18 protein-coding genes are annotated in these 20,122 nt (G+C 66.2%); 5 read left to right on the top strand and 13 right to left on the bottom strand.

From position 1 onward, the window contains the following. Positions 1 to 4: 4 nt before the first annotated feature. Genes G6N14_RS12010 through G6N14_RS12035 form a run of 6 tightly spaced genes read right to left on the bottom strand, consistent with a single transcriptional unit; the run spans position 5 to position 6,459 of the window. Positions 5 to 1,468, bottom strand: a complete 1,464-nt coding sequence (locus tag G6N14_RS12010; RefSeq protein WP_085134253.1) for an MCE family protein — start codon at positions 1,466 to 1,468, stop codon at positions 5 to 7. Next, positions 1,465 to 2,547 carry an MCE family protein gene (locus G6N14_RS12015; protein ID WP_085134254.1) on the bottom strand — a complete coding sequence of 361 codons (1,083 nt, stop codon included), beginning with the start codon at positions 2,545 to 2,547 and terminating at the stop codon, positions 1,465 to 1,467. Before G6N14_RS12015 ends, G6N14_RS12010 begins: the two co-directional genes overlap by 4 nt. Then, positions 2,547 to 3,578: an MCE family protein gene (locus tag G6N14_RS12020; RefSeq protein WP_085134255.1), complete on the bottom strand. Its 1,032-nt coding sequence runs from the start codon at positions 3,576 to 3,578 to the stop codon at positions 2,547 to 2,549. The genes G6N14_RS12015 and G6N14_RS12020 overlap by 1 nt, the downstream gene beginning before the upstream one ends. Continuing rightward, positions 3,575 to 4,768 carry an MCE family protein gene (locus G6N14_RS12025; protein ID WP_085134256.1) on the bottom strand — a complete coding sequence of 398 codons (1,194 nt, stop codon included), beginning with the start codon at positions 4,766 to 4,768 and terminating at the stop codon, positions 3,575 to 3,577. Before G6N14_RS12025 ends, G6N14_RS12020 begins: the two co-directional genes overlap by 4 nt. Before the next feature lie 16 nt (positions 4,769 to 4,784). After that, positions 4,785 to 5,633 carry an MlaE family ABC transporter permease gene (locus G6N14_RS12030; protein WP_085134257.1) on the bottom strand — a complete coding sequence of 283 codons (849 nt, stop codon included), beginning with the start codon at positions 5,631 to 5,633 and terminating at the stop codon, positions 4,785 to 4,787. Between the two features lie 13 nt (positions 5,634 to 5,646). After that, positions 5,647 to 6,459, bottom strand: a complete 813-nt coding sequence (locus G6N14_RS12035) for an MlaE family ABC transporter permease (RefSeq protein ID WP_085134258.1) — start codon at positions 6,457 to 6,459, stop codon at positions 5,647 to 5,649. A 309-nt stretch (positions 6,460 to 6,768) separates the two neighbouring features. Between G6N14_RS12035 and G6N14_RS12040 the strand changes: the two genes are divergently transcribed. Next, entirely contained in the window at positions 6,769 to 7,179 is a 411-nt protein-coding gene (locus tag G6N14_RS12040) for a hypothetical protein (protein ID WP_407663167.1), read from the top strand. Between the two features lie 49 nt (positions 7,180 to 7,228). Here the strand turns inward: G6N14_RS12040 and ppk2 are convergent, their stop codons facing one another. Next, complete coding sequence (gene ppk2, locus G6N14_RS12045) at positions 7,229 to 8,059, bottom strand: polyphosphate kinase 2 (RefSeq protein WP_085134260.1); 831 nt, start codon at positions 8,057 to 8,059, stop codon at positions 7,229 to 7,231. Then, positions 8,056 to 9,450: a WS/DGAT/MGAT family O-acyltransferase gene (locus G6N14_RS12050; protein WP_085134261.1), complete on the bottom strand. Its 1,395-nt coding sequence runs from the start codon at positions 9,448 to 9,450 to the stop codon at positions 8,056 to 8,058. Before G6N14_RS12050 ends, ppk2 begins: the two co-directional genes overlap by 4 nt. A 207-nt stretch (positions 9,451 to 9,657) precedes the next feature. Between G6N14_RS12050 and G6N14_RS20705 the strand changes: the two genes are divergently transcribed. After that, positions 9,658 to 10,191, top strand: a complete 534-nt coding sequence (locus G6N14_RS20705) for an Rv3235 family protein (RefSeq protein ID WP_234808797.1) — start codon at positions 9,658 to 9,660, stop codon at positions 10,189 to 10,191. A 15-nt stretch (positions 10,192 to 10,206) separates the two neighbouring features. On the opposite strand, the gene secA is transcribed toward G6N14_RS20705, so the two are convergent. From secA to G6N14_RS12075, 4 genes are all read right to left on the bottom strand, one after another. Beyond that, a complete protein-coding gene (gene secA / locus G6N14_RS12060) occupies positions 10,207 to 13,008 on the bottom strand; it encodes a preprotein translocase subunit SecA (protein ID WP_085134263.1) in 2,802 nt (933 codons plus the stop codon). Positions 13,009 to 13,117: 109 nt separating this feature from the next. Next, positions 13,118 to 13,810, bottom strand: a complete 693-nt coding sequence (hpf, locus tag G6N14_RS12065) for a ribosome hibernation-promoting factor, HPF/YfiA family (protein ID WP_085134264.1) — start codon at positions 13,808 to 13,810, stop codon at positions 13,118 to 13,120. Positions 13,811 to 13,940: 130 nt separating this feature from the next. After that, entirely contained in the window at positions 13,941 to 14,588 is a 648-nt protein-coding gene (locus tag G6N14_RS12070; protein ID WP_085134265.1) for a ComF family protein, read from the bottom strand. Between the two features lie 36 nt (positions 14,589 to 14,624). After that, the gene (locus tag G6N14_RS12075) at positions 14,625 to 15,299 is read right to left on the bottom strand and encodes a carboxymuconolactone decarboxylase family protein (protein WP_085134266.1); all 675 of its coding nucleotides are present in this window, start codon (positions 15,297 to 15,299) and stop codon (positions 14,625 to 14,627) included. A gap of 164 nt (positions 15,300 to 15,463) precedes the next feature. On the opposite strand from G6N14_RS12075, the gene G6N14_RS12080 reads away from it, so the two are divergent. From G6N14_RS12080 to G6N14_RS12090, 3 genes are read left to right on the top strand one after another with little or no spacing between them, the layout of a single operon-like run. Continuing rightward, the gene (locus G6N14_RS12080; protein ID WP_085134267.1) at positions 15,464 to 17,803 is read left to right on the top strand and encodes a nitric-oxide reductase large subunit; all 2,340 of its coding nucleotides are present in this window, start codon (positions 15,464 to 15,466) and stop codon (positions 17,801 to 17,803) included. Further along, on the top strand, positions 17,800 to 18,441 hold the full coding sequence (locus G6N14_RS12085) for a hypothetical protein (protein WP_085134268.1): 642 nt from the start codon (positions 17,800 to 17,802) through the stop codon (positions 18,439 to 18,441). The genes G6N14_RS12080 and G6N14_RS12085 overlap by 4 nt, the downstream gene beginning before the upstream one ends. Further along, entirely contained in the window at positions 18,438 to 19,265 is an 828-nt protein-coding gene (locus tag G6N14_RS12090; RefSeq protein ID WP_085134269.1) for a slipin family protein, read from the top strand. The genes G6N14_RS12085 and G6N14_RS12090 overlap by 4 nt, the downstream gene beginning before the upstream one ends. Here the strand turns inward: G6N14_RS12090 and G6N14_RS12095 are convergent. Then, on the bottom strand, positions 19,262 to 20,032 hold the full coding sequence (locus tag G6N14_RS12095; RefSeq protein ID WP_085134270.1) for an SDR family NAD(P)-dependent oxidoreductase: 771 nt from the start codon (positions 20,030 to 20,032) through the stop codon (positions 19,262 to 19,264). The genes G6N14_RS12090 and G6N14_RS12095 overlap by 4 nt on opposite strands. Between the last annotated feature and the right edge of the window lie 90 nt (positions 20,033 to 20,122).

Genomic DNA, 20,122 nt, shown 5'->3' on the forward strand with positions numbered 1-20,122 from the left:
CTCGTCACGGCGCACCCCCCGGGGCTGACAGGCCGGCTCCTGGCGGTAACAGCAGCTCGGTCACATCCGATGCGGCCGGCACCGGTGGCGGCGCCACCCCGGGCGGAATGGGCGCACCCGGATACAGGGCCGGGTGCCGATGCGCGGGCATGCCGTCGGGTGCGTAAGCCCCCGGCGGATGTGCCGGATCGGTCCACCCCGGCGGAGGGGGCACGTCGCCGACACCGGTATAAGCCGAGACCGCCGGCGAGATCTCCTGCGGCCCGCGATCGGTTCCCCCGCCCCCGGGCGCCAGCGCGGGGTCGGAATAGATCACGTTCTTCGGAGAGGGACCCAGGTAGGCGTTGAAGGGTAACGGCAGATAGTTGAAGTTCATCAGGCGTAGGGCCGGTCCCAGATACTGCGCGCACGCCTTGCCCGACGCCTCGGCCGTGACATTTTCGACGGCTGCGATCGCCGAGCAGATCGTCGCGACAGGATTCGCGAAATTGTTCATCGCGAACGATCCTCGGGGGCCACCGGTGTCCGGGTTGTAGATGTTGTAGCCGTTGACCAAAGCATTCGGCGCCGCGTGCAGCACGTTCTTGACCACCATGCTGTTGTCGGAGAGCACCTGCGTCACATTCGCCAGTCGCTCGACCTGTTCGACGGTCTGATCACGCGAACCCGCGATGAACCGCTGAATCTTGCCGACGACGGCCGACAGCTCGGTGATGGCCGAGTCCAGATCCGAGCGGCTGCCGTCGATCACGCTCGTCACATCGGCGAGGCGACCCTGGAACTCCACGATCTGCGTATTGCTGTCACGTAGCGCGGCGACGAAGGTCTGGAGATTGGTGATCACCCCGACGATGTCGCCGCTCCCCTTGCCCAGAACCCTGCCGACATCGGCCAGCTGGGTTATGGTCTGGCGCAGTTTGTCACCATTTCCTGCCATGGCGTCGGCGGTGGTATCGATGAAATGTCCCAGCGAAGTGCTCGACACGCCGCTGGACGGGCCCAGGTCGGAGGCGAGCCTGGTGAGCTGCTCTTTGATCTCGTCCCACTCGACCGGTACGGCGGTCCGGTCCTCGCCGATCTCGGCACCGTCGCGCATGGTGGCACCACTGGCCGCGGGACTCGATTCATAGGCCGGCGTCAGCTGCACATAGCGAGCCGACACCAGGTTGGGCGCCACGATGATCGCCTTCGCGTCTGCGGGAACGGGCACCGCACGGTCCACCGCGAGGACGATCCGGGTGCGAGTTCCCAACGGCTCGATAGAACTGATCGTGCCCACCCGCACGCCCACCACGCGGACCTCGTCACCGGGATAGATAGCCGTTGCCGATGTGAAGTACGCGACGATCGTCTTGGGCCCCATCAGCTTCTGATAGCCGACGAACACGACGGCAGCGGCCATCAGCAACGCGATACCGAGGGCGGCCAATTTCTTTCCCCGGCTGTCGAGCACTGTCCTGACACTCATCGCGAACCCCCGGGAATCCCGTTGTAGGGGAATGGGAATTCCGCCCGCGGACCGGCGTTGTCGGGCGGCTGGCCGGCGTTGACTCCGCGACGGAATCCGAGTGCGTAGTCGAGGAACGGCTGGATCGCCGGCCCGGGAAGCAGATTGGACGCAAATCCGTTGTAGTAGAACCCGTTGTTGACGGCCTCACCTTGCGTCAGCTGGTATTTGGCCAGGCCCTTGAGGGACTTCTCCAGATTGTCGCGGTTGCGTTCAAGCATCTCCGCGACCTTGTTGAGCTGCGTGAGCGTAGGAGCCAGTTCCTGCTCGTTGTCATCGACGAGCCCGGAAAGTTGCTGTGCCACGGCGGAGGTATTGGCCAGCAGGTCGACAATCGCGTGGCGACGATCCTGTAACACCGCCAGTAAGTCGTCGGCATTGAGGATCAGCCGATTCACCTGCTCACTGCGTTCGGCCAGGACCCCGGTGACATCGGCGGCCGAGGAAAGCAGGGCGCTCAACGACTCGTTTCGGTTGTTCAGCGACTTGGACAACCGACTCACCCCTTCGAAGGTGGGGGCCAGTTGAGGCGCCAGTCGCTCGATGGTCGCCGACAACGTGTCCAGAGACTGGTTGATGGTCGCGGTGTCGGTCGCCGCGGTGTTCGAGGTGAACTCCCCGAGCGCGTCGGTCAGCGAATACGGCGAGGCGGTGCGGGTCAGCGGGATGACGCCGAGAGCGCCGATACTGCCGGGACCGCGCGGTTCGATGACCAGGACCCGCTCACCGAGCAGCGTCGCGATTCCGATGTGCGCTGTGGTGTCGACGCCGAGTCGCACCCGACTGTCGACGGCGAAGCTCACCCGCGCCTTGCCGTGATCGAGGGAAACCCTGGACACCGTGCCGACGTTGACGCCCGACACCTTCACATTGTTGCCGGCAGCCAGGCCGCCGGCCTCGGCGAACAACGCCTGGTATCGGATCGACGTCGCCATCGCCAGGAGCTGCTTGGGTTGCAACCCGACCATGATGATCAGCACTATCAGCACAAGACCAACGAATCCCAGACGAACAAGCGATGATTCCCGGTACTTCAACATCAGGGCTCTCCGCACCTTCCGGTGTTCTGGACGACCCAGGGGAAGTGAGCCGTACGGCCCTGCAGATCAGTGACCCGAACCGAGACGCCGCAGATGTAGAGGTTCAGCCAACTGCCATACGAGCCCAGACGGACCAGTTTGCGATAGTTCTGGGGAGTCTTCTGCATCAGCAGGTCAAGCCTGGCCAGGTCGGTTTCGTTCGCCAGCAGCGGGGCAAGTCGGGTCAGCTGATCCACCGTTCCCGACAGCGGTGAGCGGGCCTGGGTCAACAGGCCGGCCAACGAGGCCGTCCCATTGTCGAGCGCCGTGATGGCTTGGCCGATCGGATCGCGCTCGGCGGCCAGACCGCTCACCAGGCGCTCGAGGCCGTCAACCGTGCCGGAGAACTTCTTCCCGTCCTGCGACAGCACCGCCAGGGTGTCGTCGAGATTGGCGATGAGCTGCTCCACGACGTTTCCGTTGTCGGCCAATGCGTTTGTGAACGACGACGTTCTGGTGAACAACGACTCCAGGTCACCGCCCTGTCCCTGCAGGATCTGAATCAACGAGCTGGTCAGCGAGTTGACGTCGTCGGGATTGAGACCCTGGATGACGGGCTTGAGACCGCCGAGCAGCAGGTCGAGGTTCAGGGCCGGCTCAGTCTGTTCGACACCGAAGCGAGATCCCGGTGGCCGGATCCTGGTCGACCCCGGCTCGTCGATGAGCTCCAAGTAGCGGTCGCCAACCAGATTCAGGTAGCGAACAGCGACTTTGGTGCTCTCGGTCAGCCGCACATTGTCGTCGGCGTCGAAGGACACCAGGACGGTATTGTCGCGTTGCAGAGCGATCTTGCGGACGGTGCCGACGCGAATGCCGGCGACGCGCACAGAATGTCCGGCCTTGAGGCTGGAGGCATCCTGGAAGACCGCTGAGTAGGCGTTGGTGGCGCCGGACCGGTATTGGCTGAAGATCGCGAGCATGACAGCGGTCAACATCACCATCGTCAGACCGAACGCACCGAACTTGGCCGCCGTCTTGCCGAGGCCGCTCATCCTGGCTGACCGATCTGTGCGCCGTTTCGTGGTGGTCCGTCGATCGGCCCGTACAGCAGCTGCTTGAGTCCGTCGGAGTTCAGCAGAATCCCCTCGTTGCCGTATTGCGCGGGGTTTGCGTTGACGTCGGCGATCACGAGCGGTGGGCTCTTCTGGAATCCGACCTTGGGGAGGTCGGTGCACTGTGGCCCGCCCGTGGCGGCGACCTTCGGCAGGTTCTGCGGATACCGGTAGCGCTCTTGACCGAAGACCACGGTCTGCAGGAGCAGGCCGCCGGGCACCGGTGTGCCCGGCGCTTTGGCGAGCTCCACCGCACCGCCTAACCCACAGGTCAGTGCCTCGTGGTACTGATTGGTGAGGTCTGTGGTCGGGCCGAACAGGTGCATGACGTCGGTGATGGCCTGGCGGTTGGTTCCCACGACGTCATTGCCGGTGTCGGCCAGGCCGATCGCGCTGAGCAGCAGCGTGTCCAGGTTGTGCTGTTCGCTGACAATCGTCTGGCTCATCCGGGTCGTTGCCGCGGCGGCGGAGGTCAGGTCAGGTGCCGCGTCGGCATAGGCATCGGCCACGGCGGGTGCGACTGTGAGCTCGCGCTCCAACGCCGGCAGGCTCGAATCGGTTCGCGCCAGGAACTCATCGAGGTCGCTCATCATCTGACCGATCCGATCGCCACGGCCGTCCAATGCGGTGGCCAGCGCACCCAGGGTCTCGTTGAGTTTGGTGGGTTCGATCTTCTGCAGCACCGAGGACAGGCGCTCGAACACCGAGTTGATCTCGACCGTGACATGTTCGGCATCCAGCACCTGTCCCGTCCGCAGAGAGTCAGCCGAGGGTTCTTCCGGCGGAAGCAAATCGACGAACTTCGCACCGAACACGGTGGACGAGGCGATGCCGACGCGCACGTTTGCGGGGATGACGTCCAGGTAGGAGGGGTTCATGGCGAGGTGCAACGCGGCGCGCCCATCGGGTAGCGATTCTATTGACTTCACCGAGCCGACTTGGGCCCCGTGCAGTTTCACCTTTGCGCCGGTGTCCATCACCAGACCGGCGCGCTGCGACAGCACCGTGACGGGAACGGTCTTGGTGAAGCTGCCGCGGAAGAATCCCAGGGCTACCGCGACGGTGGCCACGGCCACCGCCACGGTGGTCAATCCCAACAGCATTCGCCGTGCCTTCGAAGTCGTCGCCATCAGTGCTGTGCCGCCCCTAGCCCGACAGGTTGAAGTTGCCGTTGGATCCGTAGACCGCCAGCGACACCAGCAGTGTCACCGAGATCACGACGACCAGTGAGGTCCGCACCGCTGCGCCCACGGCCACCCCTACTCCCGAGGGTCCCCCCGCGGCGAAGTAGCCGAAATAGGTGTGGACCAGCAGTACCGCGATCGCCATCAGGATCGCCTGCAGAAACGACCACAACAGGTCCTGCGGATTGAGGAACGTGGCGAAGTAGTGGTTGTACAGGCCTGCCGACTGTCCGAACATCACCACGGTGGTCAGCTTGCTGGCGGTGAACGACAGAATCACGGCGATCGAGTACAGCGGTGCGATCGCGACCATTCCGGCCGCAATGCGGGTGCTCACCAGATATTCGACGGCGCGGATGCCCATGGTCTCCAGTGCATCGATCTCCTCGTTGATCCGCATGGCACCCAACTGCGCCGTTACCCCGGCACCGAACGTCGCCGCCAGGCCGATTCCGGCAACCACCGGCGCCGATATCCGAACGTTGATGAATGCGGCCAGAAATCCGGTCAGGGCTTCGATGCCGATGTCGCCGAGCGAGCTGTAGCCCTGAACCGCCAACGTTCCGCCCGCGGCCAGCGTGAGAAACCCGACGATGACGACGGTCCCGCCGATCATCGCCAAAGTACCCGCCCCCATGCTGATCTCGGCAATGAGGCGGATCACTTCATGACGGTAGGTCGATGCCGCGCGTGGCACACCGGCCAGTGCGCGCCCGTAGAATGCGGTGTGATCACCTATCCGGCCGATGACCTCGATCGGTCTGTTCAGCTCCCGCGTCAACTGCGGGTGAAGTACGCGTATGGCGGCCATCGTGATAACCCGGCTAGTCCGACGTCATCTGGATGCCGATGGCGGTCACCACCACGTTCACCACGAACAGTGCCATGAAGGCATACACCACTGTCTCGTTGACGGCGTTCCCCACCGCCTTGGCCCCTCCTCCGCTGATGGTCAGCCCCCGATAGCAGGCCACCACGCCGGCGATCAGGCCGAACAGTGCCGCCTTCACACACGAGATGAGCACTTCCGGAACCCCGGTGAGCAGGGTGATCCCGGCAGCGAACGCCCCGGGGTTGACACCCTGAATGAAGACCGAGAAGGTGTAGCCGCCGAGGATCCCGATGATCACCACCAGGCTGTTGAGCAGCAGTGCGACGATGCCCGCGGCCAGCATCCTGGGCGCCACCAGGCGCTGAACCGGGTTGATACCGAGCACCTCCATGGCATCGATCTCTTCGCGGATGGTGCGCGATCCCAGATCAGCGCACATCGCCGTTGCCCCGGCACCGGCCACGATCAACACGGTGACCATCGGTCCGACCTGGGTGACCGCGCCGAACGCCGCCCCCGCCCCGGACAGGTCCGCGGCCCCCAGCTCGCGCAACAGGATGTTCAGCGTGAAGCTGACCAGGACGGTGAACGGGATGGCGACAAGAACGGTGGGCATCAGTGAAACCCGGGCCACAAACCAGGACTGTTCCAGAAGTTCTCGGCCTTGGAAGGGACGCCGGAACAGGAACTTCACCGCATCGGCCGACATGGCCAGCAGGCCGCCGACTGCCTGCATGGTCCCGGCTCCGCCGGTACCGAGCACCCGCAATCCGGACGACCAGCGGTCCTGGGCACCGTTCACCATGTACCGCAAACCCTTCGCTGGTGGTTCGACCTGTCACCGTTCCGCCCGACTCGGCGGCGGCTACAGGACACGTTGACAGCCGAAGGTGTCCGCCGACACACGATGTCCCACCTACCGGGAAGCGTCGCGGCGCCGAGGCTGGTCGGACGGGAACGTATCGGGCTGTCCAGGCGCGTCGACCACAGCGATAGGGGTTCCCCTGTGCCACTGCCCGCCGAGGCCCCGCCTGACCTCTCCCGCTGCGTTCAACCTCGATGGAGGATTCCCATGAAGACGGCGAGACTGCTCAGTGCGCTTTCAGCGCTGGTGATGCCGATGCTGGTCGCGTCGCCGCTGAGCCATGCCGAGCCGTTCTTTGCCAATTACCAACTGATCATTCCGGACCGCAACGACTTCCACACGTGGACGTGGGCCGTGTCTCGATGTATCGACGGTCCGGCAAACTGCGTACACATCAGCGCAATTCCGATGCCGGTAGCCAGGGCATTCGAGTACACCGGTGACGCCCATATCTCCGACGGCCGCTACACCTTAGCCGTCGACGTTCCGGACGGGCTGCGGTGCGGCAACATTTACTACGGTCAGCTCATCCCGACCCACGATGTGTACTCCTGGGATGCGAACACGTTGCAGGGAACACTGACGTCGTCGTTTGCCGGCGGCTGCGATGGGGCGCCGGCGGGTAGCGTCAGCTATCCGTTCACCCTCGTCCGTCTCTGATCGAGCAGACGAATCGCCGCGATGAAAAGACGGCGCGCTGGGCGTCTTGTCAACTGTCGCCGAACAGGGTGGCGGCGTAGTCCTCGACGTACCGATAGTGGCTGCGGTCGGGACGCTGGTAAAAGCCGGTGACGACCGGCTTTTTCGGCAAGTCCACGCGCTCGCGCTCCACTTCCCGATAGGGAATCGACCGCAACAGGTGCGCCATCATGTTCAGCCTTGCATGGGCCTTCACCTCGGACTCGACCACGTACCAGGGGCTTGACGCCGTATCGGTGTGAGACATCATCTCGTCGCGGGCCCGCGAGTAGTCCTCCCAGCGGCGCAGTGCCTCCAGGTCCATCGGCGAGAGCTTCCACTGCCGCAGCGGGTCGTTGCGGCGCTTACGGAAGCGGCGCAACTGCTCGGCCTGGGAGACCGAAAACCAATACTTGCGCAACAGGATTCCGTCGTCGATCAGAAGCTGCTCGAACACCGGCACCTGCTTGAGGAAGCGCGCATGCTCATCGGCGGTACAAAAGCCCATCACCTTCTCCACCCCGGCCCGGTTATACCAGGACCGGTCGAAGAGCGTGATCGCACCGCTGGCCGGCAAGTGTGCGACGTAGCGCTGGAAGTACCACTCCCCCCGTTCCCGCTCGGTGGGGACCGGAAGGGCGGCGATGCGAACCGTGCGTGGGCTCAGGTATTCGGTGATGCGCTTGATGACGCCGCCCTTTCCGGCGGCGTCACGGCCCTCGAAGATCACCACCACCCGGGTGCCCGTTGCGCGAACCCACTCCTGGAGCTTGACGAACTCGCTCTGCAGACGCAGCAGCTCCTTCTGGTACACATCGTCGGCGAGCCGCCTTGAGGCAGATGCGAATTCGTCGTCGCTCACTGTGCTGCCTCCAACAGTTCGGCCAAAGACTCATCCAGCAGTGACGAGACCATACCGACGTCGCTCATCGCCTTGCGGTCGGCATTGACACCGAAGTACAGCTTGCCGTTGTAGGACGTCACCCCGATCGCCAGGGCCTTGTTGGGCAGCAGCGGCGGCACGCTGTAAGTCTCGAGCAACTTGGCGCCGCAGACGTAGAGCTGTCGTTGCGAACCCGGCGCATTGGTGATCAGCAGGTTGAACACCCGCCCGGAGAACCCGGCATAGGCGGTCGCGACCCGCACACCCATCGCGTGCAGGGTCGGTGGGGCGAAACCCGCCACCGTCAAGATGGTGCGGGCATCCACCAGCCCGGTCGAGGTGGGATGCGATTCGGTGGCATAAGCGATCTGGGAGAGCCGCACTACCGGATTGGGTTCTCCCACCGGAAGATCCACCAGGAAAGGCGTCACGGAACCGATGGGCTGGCCGGCGGAGTCGATCGCGTGGTCAGGGTACACCGACAACGGCGCCAGTGCCCGAACCGTGCGCGTCGGCCCGACCGGCTCCCCACGGGCCAGCAACCAGTTCCGCAGCGCTCCGGTGATCACCGCGAGCACGACGTCGTTGATGGCGCACTCATAGCGCGCCCGGACCTTTCGGTAGTCCTCCAGCGAGCCGCGTGCCACCGTAAACAGGCGGTTCTGCGAAACCTGCGTGTTGAGCGGGCTTTGCGGAGCGGCGCCGCGGACGACGGCCCGCAGCGCATCGAAGGTCTTGCGGCCCGCCCAGGCCACCGGTCCGCCCACCGTCGCCCCCACCGCTTGAAGCTGGGTGCGCGGAGCGGCCACCCAGTCGCCGAGGGCGCCGAGTACCAGTTCCACGGCGCCGGGCTCGTCGCGCGGCACCCAGATGTCTTCGTCGAACGGGGGCGGACGTTGGGTGCGGTCCACCAGCACATGCCCCATCGCCGGAGCCGCCATGCCGTTGACCAACGCCTGGTGCGACTTGAGGTAGACAGCGATCCGGTTGTCGGCCAGCCCTTCGATCAGGTAGACAGCCCACAGCGGCCGGGCCCGATCCAACGGTTGCTGTCCCAGCCGCGCGATCAGCTCATGCAGCTGCCGATCGCTGCCGGGAGACGGCACCGCCAGATGCCTTACGTGATAGGTGATGTCGAATTCGTGGTCATCGACCCACACCGGGCGGGCCAGGCCCAGGGTGACTTCGTGGATGGTCTGCCGGTAGCGCGGGATCTGCGGCAACCGCTGCTCGATGGTCTCCAGCACCTTGTCATACCCCAGCCCGCCACGCGGGTTGCGCAGAATGAACAGCGACTGCACGTACATCGGCGTGGTGGTGTTCTCCAGCCGGTAGAAAGAGGCCTCCGACGCCGACAGCCGGTTCACCATCGCGGCCCGCCCTCCCTGCTGAATCGATCCGGCCCCGGGCGCTGAACCAGCCCCCGGATCGGAGAAAAACACTGCCGCTCACGGTAGCCCGCCCGCCCGACGCGGCGCACGCGAATACGCGCGTGCCGCCGTTGTGCGATGATCGGGCGCACACGCCCTGCCACTCTCCAGCAGGCCCGCCGCCCGGACCGAATGTGGAGAGTTGCCGTGCCTGCCGACCCCTGCCTGCCCCAGCGCCCGGCCGTCGCGCCGTTGGGCGACTACGAACCACCGGCCAGCCCGACACCACCGGCTCCGCCCGGAGGTTCACCGGCGCCCTCGGCGTGCGTCCGGGTGCGCCACGGGCATTCGGGCCGACCTCGTCCCGCACGCCCGGCTCGCACCGCACTACCTGCGCCGTTGCGGTCGGCGGCGATGTTCGCCGACGCCGCCCTGCGCCGCGTCCTGGAAGTGCTCGACGGGCGCCGACCCGCCGCACACCTGTTTGGGCTGCTTGCCGCGGGACTGGCCGAAGCCGTGCTGGCGGTGCGCCTGGCCGCCCCCGCGGGCCGGGTCGAACCGGCCACCCTGGTGCGGGTGCGCGTGCAGCCGGCGGGTTCGGGTGAGGTGGCTCGCGCCGTGGAGGTCTTCGGCACCTACCGGCGCGGACAGCGCACGCATGCGCTGGCGTGTCGCGTGGAGCCGGTTCCCGGAAGCCGCAAAGACACCGCGTGGCGGGTCGTCGCCCTGCACATCGGGTGAGGCCGAGTCGGTGCCTCAGCCCTTGCGCGGCACCTTCGGCAACCGCGACCCCCGGCCCTCCCGGCGGGCCGCCTCCCGGCGCTCCCGGCGCGACTGGGGGGTGTTGGCTCCCGCGGGCTGCAGGTCGCCGCTGCGCCGCACCTGCGCGGAACCGTCCTCGGCCGGCCCTGAATAGGTCAGCCCCGCAGCACCGTCGGCACCATCGGCGCCATTGGCGCCGTCGGCTCCGTTGGCGCCGTCGATGCCCTTGGCACGCAGTCCGAACTCCGCCAGGCCTTCAGGCGCGTCCACCGGTGCCACCGGCTGCTTCGGCACCGCCTCGACGGCGACGTTGAACAGGAAGCCGACCGACTCCTCCTTGAGCCCGTCGAGCATGCCGCGGAACATGTCGAAGCCCTCCCGCTGGTATTCCACCAACGGATCGCGCTGCGCCATCGCCCGCAGACCGATGCCCTCCTTGAGGTAGTCCATCTCGTAGAGGTGTTCGCGCCACTTGCGGTCCAGAACACTGAGCAGCACCCCGCGTTCCAGCTGCCGCATGGCTCCGGGGCCGGCGGCCTCGTCGACCTGGGCTTCCCGTGCGGCGTAGGCGTTCTCGGCGTCGGCCAGCAGCGCCTCGAGCAGCTCTTCACGCGTCAGGTCGTCGGCTTCGCCGATGTCGTCGGCGTGCAGCAGTTCGTGATAGTCGATGCCCACCGGGTAGAGGGTCTTGAGCGCCGTCCACAACTGCTCAAGGTCCCAGTCCTCCGCGTAGCCCTCGCCGGTGGCACCGTCGACGTAGGCGGTGATCACGTCGACGAGCATGTCGTGGGCCTGCTCGGCCAGGTTCTCCCCGTCGAGAATGCGGCGGCGCTCGGTGTAGATGACCTTGCGCTGCTGGTTCATCACCTCGTCGTACTTGAGCACGTTCTTGCGGATCTCGAAGTTCTGCTGCTCGACCTGGGTCTGGGCGCTCTTGATCGCCCGGGTGACCATCTTGGCCTCGATCGGCACATCGTCGGGCAGGTTCAGCCGGGTCAGCAATGATTCGAGGGCCGCACCGTTGAACCGCCTCATCAATTCGTCACCGAGCGACAGGTAGAACCGGGATTCGCCCGGGTCGCCCTGCCGGCCGGACCGGCCGCGCAGCTGGTTGTCGATACGCCGCGACTCGTGCCGCTCGGTACCCAGCACGTACAGGCCGCCCGCCTCGATCACCTCTTTGGCCTCGGCGGCGGCCTCGTCCCTGATCTCACGCAACGCCGCATCCCAGGCGGCCTCGTACTCGTCGGGCGTCTCCACCGGGTCCAGTCCCTGACTGCGCAGCCGCTGGTCGGCCAGGAAGTCGACGTTGCCGCCGAGCACGATGTCGGTGCCGCGGCCGGCCATGTTGGTGGCGACCGTGATCGCGCCGCGCCGGCCGGCCTCGGCGATGATGTGCGCCTCGCGCTCATGCTGCTTGGCATTGAGCACGTTGTGCGGGACCCGACGCTTGGTCAGCTGCTTGGACAGGTACTCCGAGCGCTCGACGCTGGTGGTGCCGATCAGCACCGGCTGGCCCTTTTCGTAGCGTTCGGCGACATCGTCGACGACCGCGAGGAACTTGGCCTCCTCGGTCTTGTAGATGAGGTCGATCTGGTCGATGCGTGCCATCGGCTTGTTGGTCGGGATGGGCACCACCCCGAGCTTGTAGATCTCGTGCAGCTCGGCGGCCTCGGTCTCGGCGGTGCCGGTCATGCCGGCGAGCTTGTCGTAGAGCCGGAAGTAGTTCTGCAGGGTGATCGTGGCCAGCGTCTGGTTCTCGGCCTTGATCTGCACCCGCTCCTTGGCCTCGATGGCCTGGTGCATGCCCTCGTTGTAGCGCCGGCCCACCAGCACGCGGCCGGTGAACTCGTCGACGATGAAGACCTCACCGTTGCGGACGATGTAGTCCTTGTCGCGGTTGAACAGCTCCTTGGCCTTCAGGGCATTGTTGAGGTAGCTGACCAGCGGGGAGTTGGCGGCCTCGTAGAGGTTCTCGATGCCGAGCTGATCCTCGACGAATTCGACCCCGGCCTCGTGCACACCGATGGTGCGCTTGCGCAGGTCGACTTCGTAGTGGACGTCCTTCTCCATCAACGGAACGATCCGGGCGAACTCGCTGTACCAGTGGGAGCTGCCGTCGGCCGGCCCGGAGATGATCAGCGGGGTCCGGGCCTCATCGATCAGGATGGAGTCGACCTCGTCGACGATCGCGAAGTTGTGCGAACGCTGCACCAACTGGTCGAGCGAATGCGCCATGTTGTCGCGCAGATAGTCGAAACCGAACTCGTTGTTGGTGCCGTAGGTGACATCGGCGTTGTAGGCGATGCGGCGCTCGTCGGGGGTCATCTGCGACAAGATCACCCCGACCTCCAAGCCGAGGAATCGGTGCACGCGGCCCATCCACTCGCTGTCGCGCTTGGCCAGGTAGTCGTTGACGGTGACGACGTGCACGCCCTTGCCGGCGAGCGCGTTGAGGTACGCCGGAAGCACACAGGTCAGGGTCTTGCCCTCACCGGTCTTCATCTCGGCGACGTTGCCGTAGTGCAGCGCTGCACCGCCCATCAGCTGTACGTGGAAGGGCCGCTGGCTCAGCACCCGCCAGGCCGCCTCCCGGGCCACCGCGAAGGCCTCCGGCAGCAGGTCGTCGAGGGACTCGCCGCCTTCGTGACGCGCGCGGAACTCGTCGGTCTTGGCCCGCAGCTCGGCATCGGTCAGCGCCTCGACGTCGCCGGCGAGGGTGTCGATGTAATCCGCGACCTTTCTGAGCCGTTTGACCATGCGGCCTTCACCAAAACGCAGCAACTTGGACAGCACGGCTATGTCCCCTACTCAGTCTTCGGCATTTACGAGCGTCACCCATGGTAGGTGACACCGTCACCGAGGGCGGTAATGCGCCGCCAACGCAGCTGTCGAGGCCCTGCCCTCAGACCAGGCGGATCAGGCCGTAGTCGTAGGCATGCCGCCGGTAGACCACCGAGGGCTGGTCGGTCTCCTTGTCGTGGAACAGGAAGAAATCGTGCCCGACGAGCTCCATCTCGTAGAGCGCATCGTCGACAGACATCGGCGTGGCGGTGTGTTCCTTGGTGCGCACGATCCGGCCGGGTCCGTGGCCGTAGCCCTCGCTGTCGTCACGGCGGTCGGGTTCGGCGGTGCCGCCCCGGTCGAAGGCACCCGCCACGAACGCCGGGTCCAGATTGCCGACCCCGGTGGCCTCGGCCACCGAAACCGGTGTTTTGTCTCCGTAGGAGACGTTGCGCCGCCCCTTGTCGCGACGCAACCGGCTCTCCAGCCGGTCGATCGCGGCCTCGAAGGCGGCATAGAAGCTGTCGGCCCTGGCCTCACCGCGAACCACCGGCCCACGGCCGTGCGCGGTGATGTCGATCCGCTGGCAGGACTTTCGCTGGCGCCGGTTGTTGGCGTGTTTGAGCTCGACGTCAAACAGGCGAATCGAGCGGTCCAACCGCTCCAGGCGGGCCAGCTTCTGGGACACGTAAACCCGGAAATGGTCAGGAATCTCGACGTTGCGGCCCTTGACCACGATCTCCGCGCCCGCCTGCTCGGGCCGCTCATCGGCATCGACGGACGCCGGTTGGATTTCCACAAATTGATTTGCCATGTTCGACACTCTCCTGTCGTTTCGACCACGAACTGATGGCGCTCTACGGTCCCGGGGACCTCATGATGACGACCGTAGCCATGCCGCCCGATACGTGCCACTGGTTTGGCGCACCCATTTGGAACCCATCTCATACCGACGCGATCACAAGTGCGGCCGCGACCGGCAGACGGGCTTGACACAGCACCCGAACCGACTCGGCCAGCGTGGCACCCGTGGTGAGAACGTCATCGACGACCACGACATCACCGGCGCCACAGATGCCCGCCAGCCGCCGCCGGCGCAGCACCACGCGGCCGGCGACGTTGCGCTGCCGGGCGCCGGCCCCCAGCCCGACCGAGTCGCGAGTCAGCGCCCGCATTCGCAGTACCGGCGCCACCCTGACGCCGCACTCGCGGTCCGCCACCGCCGCGGCGATCCGCGTGACCGGATCGCCGCCCCGCCGCCGGGCGGCGCCGGCGCGGGTAGGTGCCGGAACGAGCGTCACCGGCAGCTCCAGCAGCTGCCAGCTCAGCAGCCGCTGCAGCGCTGCACCCACGGCGCATGCCAGCGGCGCGACGAGGTCGCTACGCCCCCGTTCCTTGACCCCGACAATGGCCTGCCGGCGGGGCCCGGCGTAGCGGCCGAGGGCGAACACCGGCACCTGCGGGTCCAGCCTTGGGACCACCACCCGGGGGTGGTCGTCCCCGACGGTCAGCTGGGCGGCGCAGGCGGCACACCAGCGGGCGCCGGGCGCACCGCAGCCCCCGCACTGCAGGGGAAGCACCGCGTCAAGCACACGCCGATCTTGCGCCGCGGTACCGACAACCCGCCGTCACTGTCCGGCCAGGTCGGCCGAGAGGTCCGCGACGTGCATGCCCGCGGGAACCTGGACCTCCTCGATCAGCTCGGGCCGGTCGTCGAACTCCAGGCGCAACGCGCGACAGATGACGGAGTGCATGTCATACATGCAGGTGATGTAGGTCAACTCCAGGATTTCGGGGTCTGAGAGGTTCGCCTTGAGGACCGCGAAGATCTCGTCGGAAACCCGGCCGCCGTCATAGACCAGGGCATCGGTGTATGCCAGCACCGCCCGCTCGAGCCCGGTGAAGGCGTCGCTGACCTGCCAGGACGGCAAAGCGGCGATCTTCTCCTCGGACATGCCCAGCGAACGCATCTGCTTGCAGTGCTGGGAGTAGACGAACTGGCTGCCGCGCGCATAGCCGGCACGGGCCTGACCGAGTTCGCGCAGCAGTGGGTCCAGCGAGGCGTTGCGATACAGCGCGAAGCCGCGCACCGCGTGGGAGAACACCGCGGGCGCCTGGGCGAACACCGTCCACCAGTCCCCCGGCGTGCCGTGGATGGTGCGGTAGCCCTCCGGGCCGCCGGAGGGCGCTTCGGGATCTGTGTGCTCCACCGGGTCTACGCCCGCGCCGAAGATCCGGTCGTAGAAGAACAGAATCTGCTTGTCGGTCACTTCGGCGCGCGGGATCTCGCGGAGTCGGGGCATGGTGTGAGTCCTTTCCGGTCCGCGTCGCGGACCGCCACTAAGGTATGCGCCGCTGCGGCGTCAAGGGGTATTTGGTCCACAGAGAAACTAACGCCCGGCCCCAAATTCCGATGGTCCCCAACAGTTTCGAGAACATTCTTCCTCGATACTGTTAGCGTCCCGTCATGAGCACCGATGCGACGGAGTTAGGCGCCCCCACCAGCGGTTCCGGGCGCAGTGCGGCGCTGGTCGGCAAGGGCTGGGCGCAGGGCGTGGCCCTGGTCATGATCTTCGGCTTCCTGGTGATGGGAATCCTGGCCTACCGCACCTACACCGCATCGATGCCGATGCCGGCGCGCGTCACCACAGCGTCCGGCCAAGAGCTGTTCTCCGGAGCCGACATCACCCGTGGCCAGCAGCTGTATCAGGCCCGCGGCCTCATGCAGTACGGATCGGTGCTGGGCCACGGCGCCTACCTGGGCCCGGACTACACCGCCGAGTACCTGCGGTTGGCCACCGAAGACGTGACCGAGCAGTTCCGGGCGCAGGGCGTGGCAAACCCGCACGACGACGTAGTCGCCGAGTTCAGGACCAACCGCTACGACGCCGACACCAAGACCCTGGTGTTCACCGACAAGCAGGTCAAGGCGTTCGACACGATCCAGCAGCACTACGCCGACTACTTCGGCGAACCCTCCACCAAATACGGCCTGCTGCCCCACCTGATCACCGACCCCGGCGAGATCCGGGACCTGACCGCTTTCTTCGCCTGGACCGCGTGGGCGGCCGCCGCCGAGCGGCCCGGCCACAGCTACAGCTACACCAACAACTGGCCCGCCGAGCCGCGCGTCGACAACGGCCCCACCGGATCGGTCGTAGTGTGGTCGGTGTTGTCGCTGATCATGCTGCTGGGCGGCATCGGCGTCATGTTCACCGTCTACGGCCGCTGGAGCCAGAACATCGGCTGGCACGGCACCGAGACGACCAAGCTGCACTTCCGCCAGCCGGGCGAGGTGCCGCTGACCCGCTCGCAGCGCGCGGCGATCTGGATCTTCGCCGTGGTGGCGGTGCTTTTCCTGGCCCAAGTCGTGCTCGGCGGCGCCGTCGAGCACTATCGCGCGGATCTCTCGGAGTTCTACGGGATCGACCTCGCCAAGATCCTGCCCTACAACCTGGCCCGAACCTGGCACCTGCAACTGTCCCTGTTCTGGACCGCGGCGGCGTTTTTGGCCGGCGGAATCTTCCTGGTGCCCTTCATCACCCGCCGCGAACCGGGCAAGCAGTCGCTCCTGGTCTACGGGCTGCTCGGGGGGCTGGCTGTGGTGGTGTTCGGCTCGCTGACCTTCGAGGCGCTGTCGATCTTCGGTGTGATCAAGCCGGGCACGCCGGTATCGCAGCAGTGGGAGTTCCTGGACCTGCCGCGGGTGTTCCAGGTGCTGCTGATCGTCTGCCTGTTCTGGTGGATCGTGATCATCTGGCGCGGGATGCGCTCGAAGCTGGCTACCACCTCGAAGATGAACCTGCCCTGGATGTTCTTCTTCACCGGCCTGGCCATCCCGACGTTCTACGCGGCCAGCCTGCTGGCCGGCAGCGAGGCACATTTCTCGGTGGCCGACTTCTGGCGGTTCTGGATGGTGCACCTGTGGGTGGAGGACTTCCTGGAGCTGTTCACCACCGCGATGGTGGCCTACATGTTCGTCCTGCTCGGCGTGGTCCGCGAGCGGGTCGCGTTGCTGGTCATCTTCCTCGACATCATCTTGTACTCGGCCGGCGGAGTGATCGGCACCATGCACCACCTGTACTTCTCCGGCACACCGGTGGAGCACATGGCGCTGGGCGCGTTCTTCTCGGCGGCCGAAGTGATCCCGCTGACCTTCCTGACCGTGGAGGCCTGGGCTTTCCTGCAGCTGGGTGCACGTCAGGAGGCCGGTGAGCAGAACAACTTCCCGGCGCGCTGGGCGGTGATGTTCCTGGTTGCCGTTGGGTTCTGGAACTTCCTGGGCGCGGGCATCTTCGGGTTCCTGGTCAACCTTCCGGTGGTGTCCTACTACGAGATCGGCACCGCGCTGACCGCCAACCACGCCCACGCCGCGATGTTCGGGGTCTACGGCATGCTCGCGGTGGCGCTGGCGATGTTCGCGTTCCGCTATGTGATCCCGGCCGACAAGTGGCCGAACAAGCTGGCCCGGCTCTCCTTCTGGGGCATGAACATCGGCCTGGTGTGGATGGTCTTCGTCACCCTGCTGCCGCTGGGCGTGCTGCAGCTGTTCCACTCCGTCAACGCCGGGTACTTCGAGGCCCGCTCCCTGGGTTACCTCACCCAGCCCGGCAACACACTGCTGGAATGGATGCGCCTGCCCGGTGACCTGATCCTGATCGGGGCCGGTGTGGTGCCCTTCGTCTGGATCGCCTGGATCGCGCTGCGCAACTTCCGCACCGGAGAAACGGTTGAGGAGTTGCCGGAGCATCCGCTCTACACCGAGGTCACCGCGGACGCCGCGCCCACCGGCAAGGCCCGGTCGTGACGGGGCCGGCGACCTGGGTGTGGCTGGTGGCCGGCTACGCGCTGCTGCTGCTGTCCTTCGCCTGGGGCTTCGACCGGTTGGCCCAGCGGACCTCCGACCGGGCTGCACAGTGGCGCACCGGCAAGTTCGTCTACCACCAAGACCACGACGCCTGGAAATGTCCTGAGGATCAGTGGCTGTGGCCCACCACGTTCGACCCCGACAATCGCGTGATGCGGTACCGCGCGACTCCGTCGATCTGCAACGCCTGTCCGGTCAAACACACGTGCACCACATCGCCCCACGGCAGGGAGATCAGCCGAGCCGTCGACCCCTGGCCGCATTCGGAAACCGGCCGATTCCACCGGGGCATCGCTTGTGCGGTAGCCGGTTTCGGCATCATTCTGCCGTTGGCGACGCTGATTGTGAACCATTCGGCCGCCGACCTTCTGGTGCTGACCGCCGCGGTCGCAGTGGTGGCGGCCGGCGGCTTTCCCCTGGTGCGCCACCTGTGGAATACCCCCAGCAACGCGCCCGGTGACCCAACGGGGGCGGATCAGGCACCGAAGGCGGCGAAGGTCGAGGCCGCGGTCGACCGATACTCCACCCGATGGGGCGGCTTCTCCGCCCCGGCGTCGGCGAAACGGCCGGTGAAATGAGCGAAGGAGTGATCACCGCGCTGGTGCTGGGCGTGGTGGCGGTGACCGTGCTGGCATTTTTCGCGCTGAACGTGGTGCGGGAGTACGAACGGGGCGTGGTGTTCCGAATGGGTCATGCCCGGCCCCTTTACCAGCCGGGACTGAAGTTCCTCATCCCGCTGGTGGACAAAATGTTTCGGGTAGACCAGCGCGTGGTGACGCTGACCATTCCCCCACAGGAGGTGATAACCCGCGACAATGTTCCGGCGCGGGTGAATGCCGTGGTGATGTTTCAGGTCACCGACCCGCTCAAGGCAATCATGGAAGTGGAGAACTACGCCGTGGCCACCTCGCAGATCGCCCAGACCACACTGCGGTCGTTGTTGGGCCGCGCGGATCTGGACACGTTGCTGGCGCACCGCGACGATCTCAACGCCGACCTGCGCACGATCATCGACAAGCAGACCGAGCCGTGGGGAGTGCAGGTACGGGTGGTCGAGATCAAGGACGTGGAGATCCCCGAGTCGATGCAACGGGCGATGGCCCGCGAGGCCGAGGCCGAGCGCGAGCGGCGCGCGAAGGTGATCAACGCCCGCGGCGAGCTCCAGGCCTCCGAGGAACTGAGCCAGGCCGCCGAGAGGCTGTCCCAGAATCCGGCATCGCTGCAATTGCGTTATCTACAAACTCTTTTGGAGCTGGGAGCCGACCAGAACTCCACGGTGGTCTTTCCGCTCCCGGTGGACATCATCACCCCGTTCCTCGGCTCGCGCAGTGCGGATCACCAGCGCGACCGGCGGGCCTCGTCACAGCGGAATCACGAGGGCCCCAGACCCCCGTCCGCTTAGCGAGCCACCATCCCGCCGTCGGCGTGGATGGTCTGACCGGTGATGTAGCTGCCCGCATCGGAGACGAGAAGCATGACCGGACCGACCATTTCATCGGGATCGGCGATGCGCCGCAGCAAGGTGGAATCGCGCAGCGCTGCGATGAACTCCGGCGGGTTGTTGCGCACCATGTCCGTGTCGACCGGGCCGGGGGCGATCGCGTTGACCCGGATCCGCGACGAGGCGAGCTCGGCCGCCATCGAGCGGGTGAAGGACACGAGTGCGGCCTTGGCGGCCGAGTACATCGAGGTGGCCGGCGAGTAGACGAAGGCGCCGGCCGACACCACGTTCACGATTGCCGCGTGCCCGCTCTTGCGAAGATGCGGCAGCGCCGCCTGAACCAGAAACACCGGCCCTTGCAGGTTGACCGCGAATGACTTGCTCAATGCCTCCGGGGTGATCTCGCCCAACGGCAGCGCGAGCGCGTTGGCGGCGTTGTTGATCACGATGTCCACCCCGCCGAACCGCTCGACGGTGGCATCGACCAGGCGGGCGATCGCATCGACGTCGCCGAGGTGGGTGGGCACCCCGATGGCCTCGGCGCCGGCCTGCCGCAGTTGCTCGGCGGCGCGTTCGCACGCTTCGCTCTTGCGGCTGGCCACCACCACATTGGCGCCGGCCGCGGCCAGCCCGTGCGCCAGCGCAAGACCGATGCCGCGGGTCCCGCCCGTCACGATGGCGGTGCGTCCGGTGAGGTCGAACAACGCGTTGAGGGCAGACCTGTCCACTGGGATCTCCTCGTATGTGGGCCGACGCGCATGAAGCGTAGTTCACGCAGCCGAAGGGGGCAGCCGACGGATCGGGGCTTTGTACCCTGG

It is taken from the genome of Mycolicibacter hiberniae (assembly GCF_010729485.1).
GTDB lineage: Bacteria > Actinomycetota > Actinomycetes > Mycobacteriales > Mycobacteriaceae > Mycobacterium > Mycobacterium hiberniae.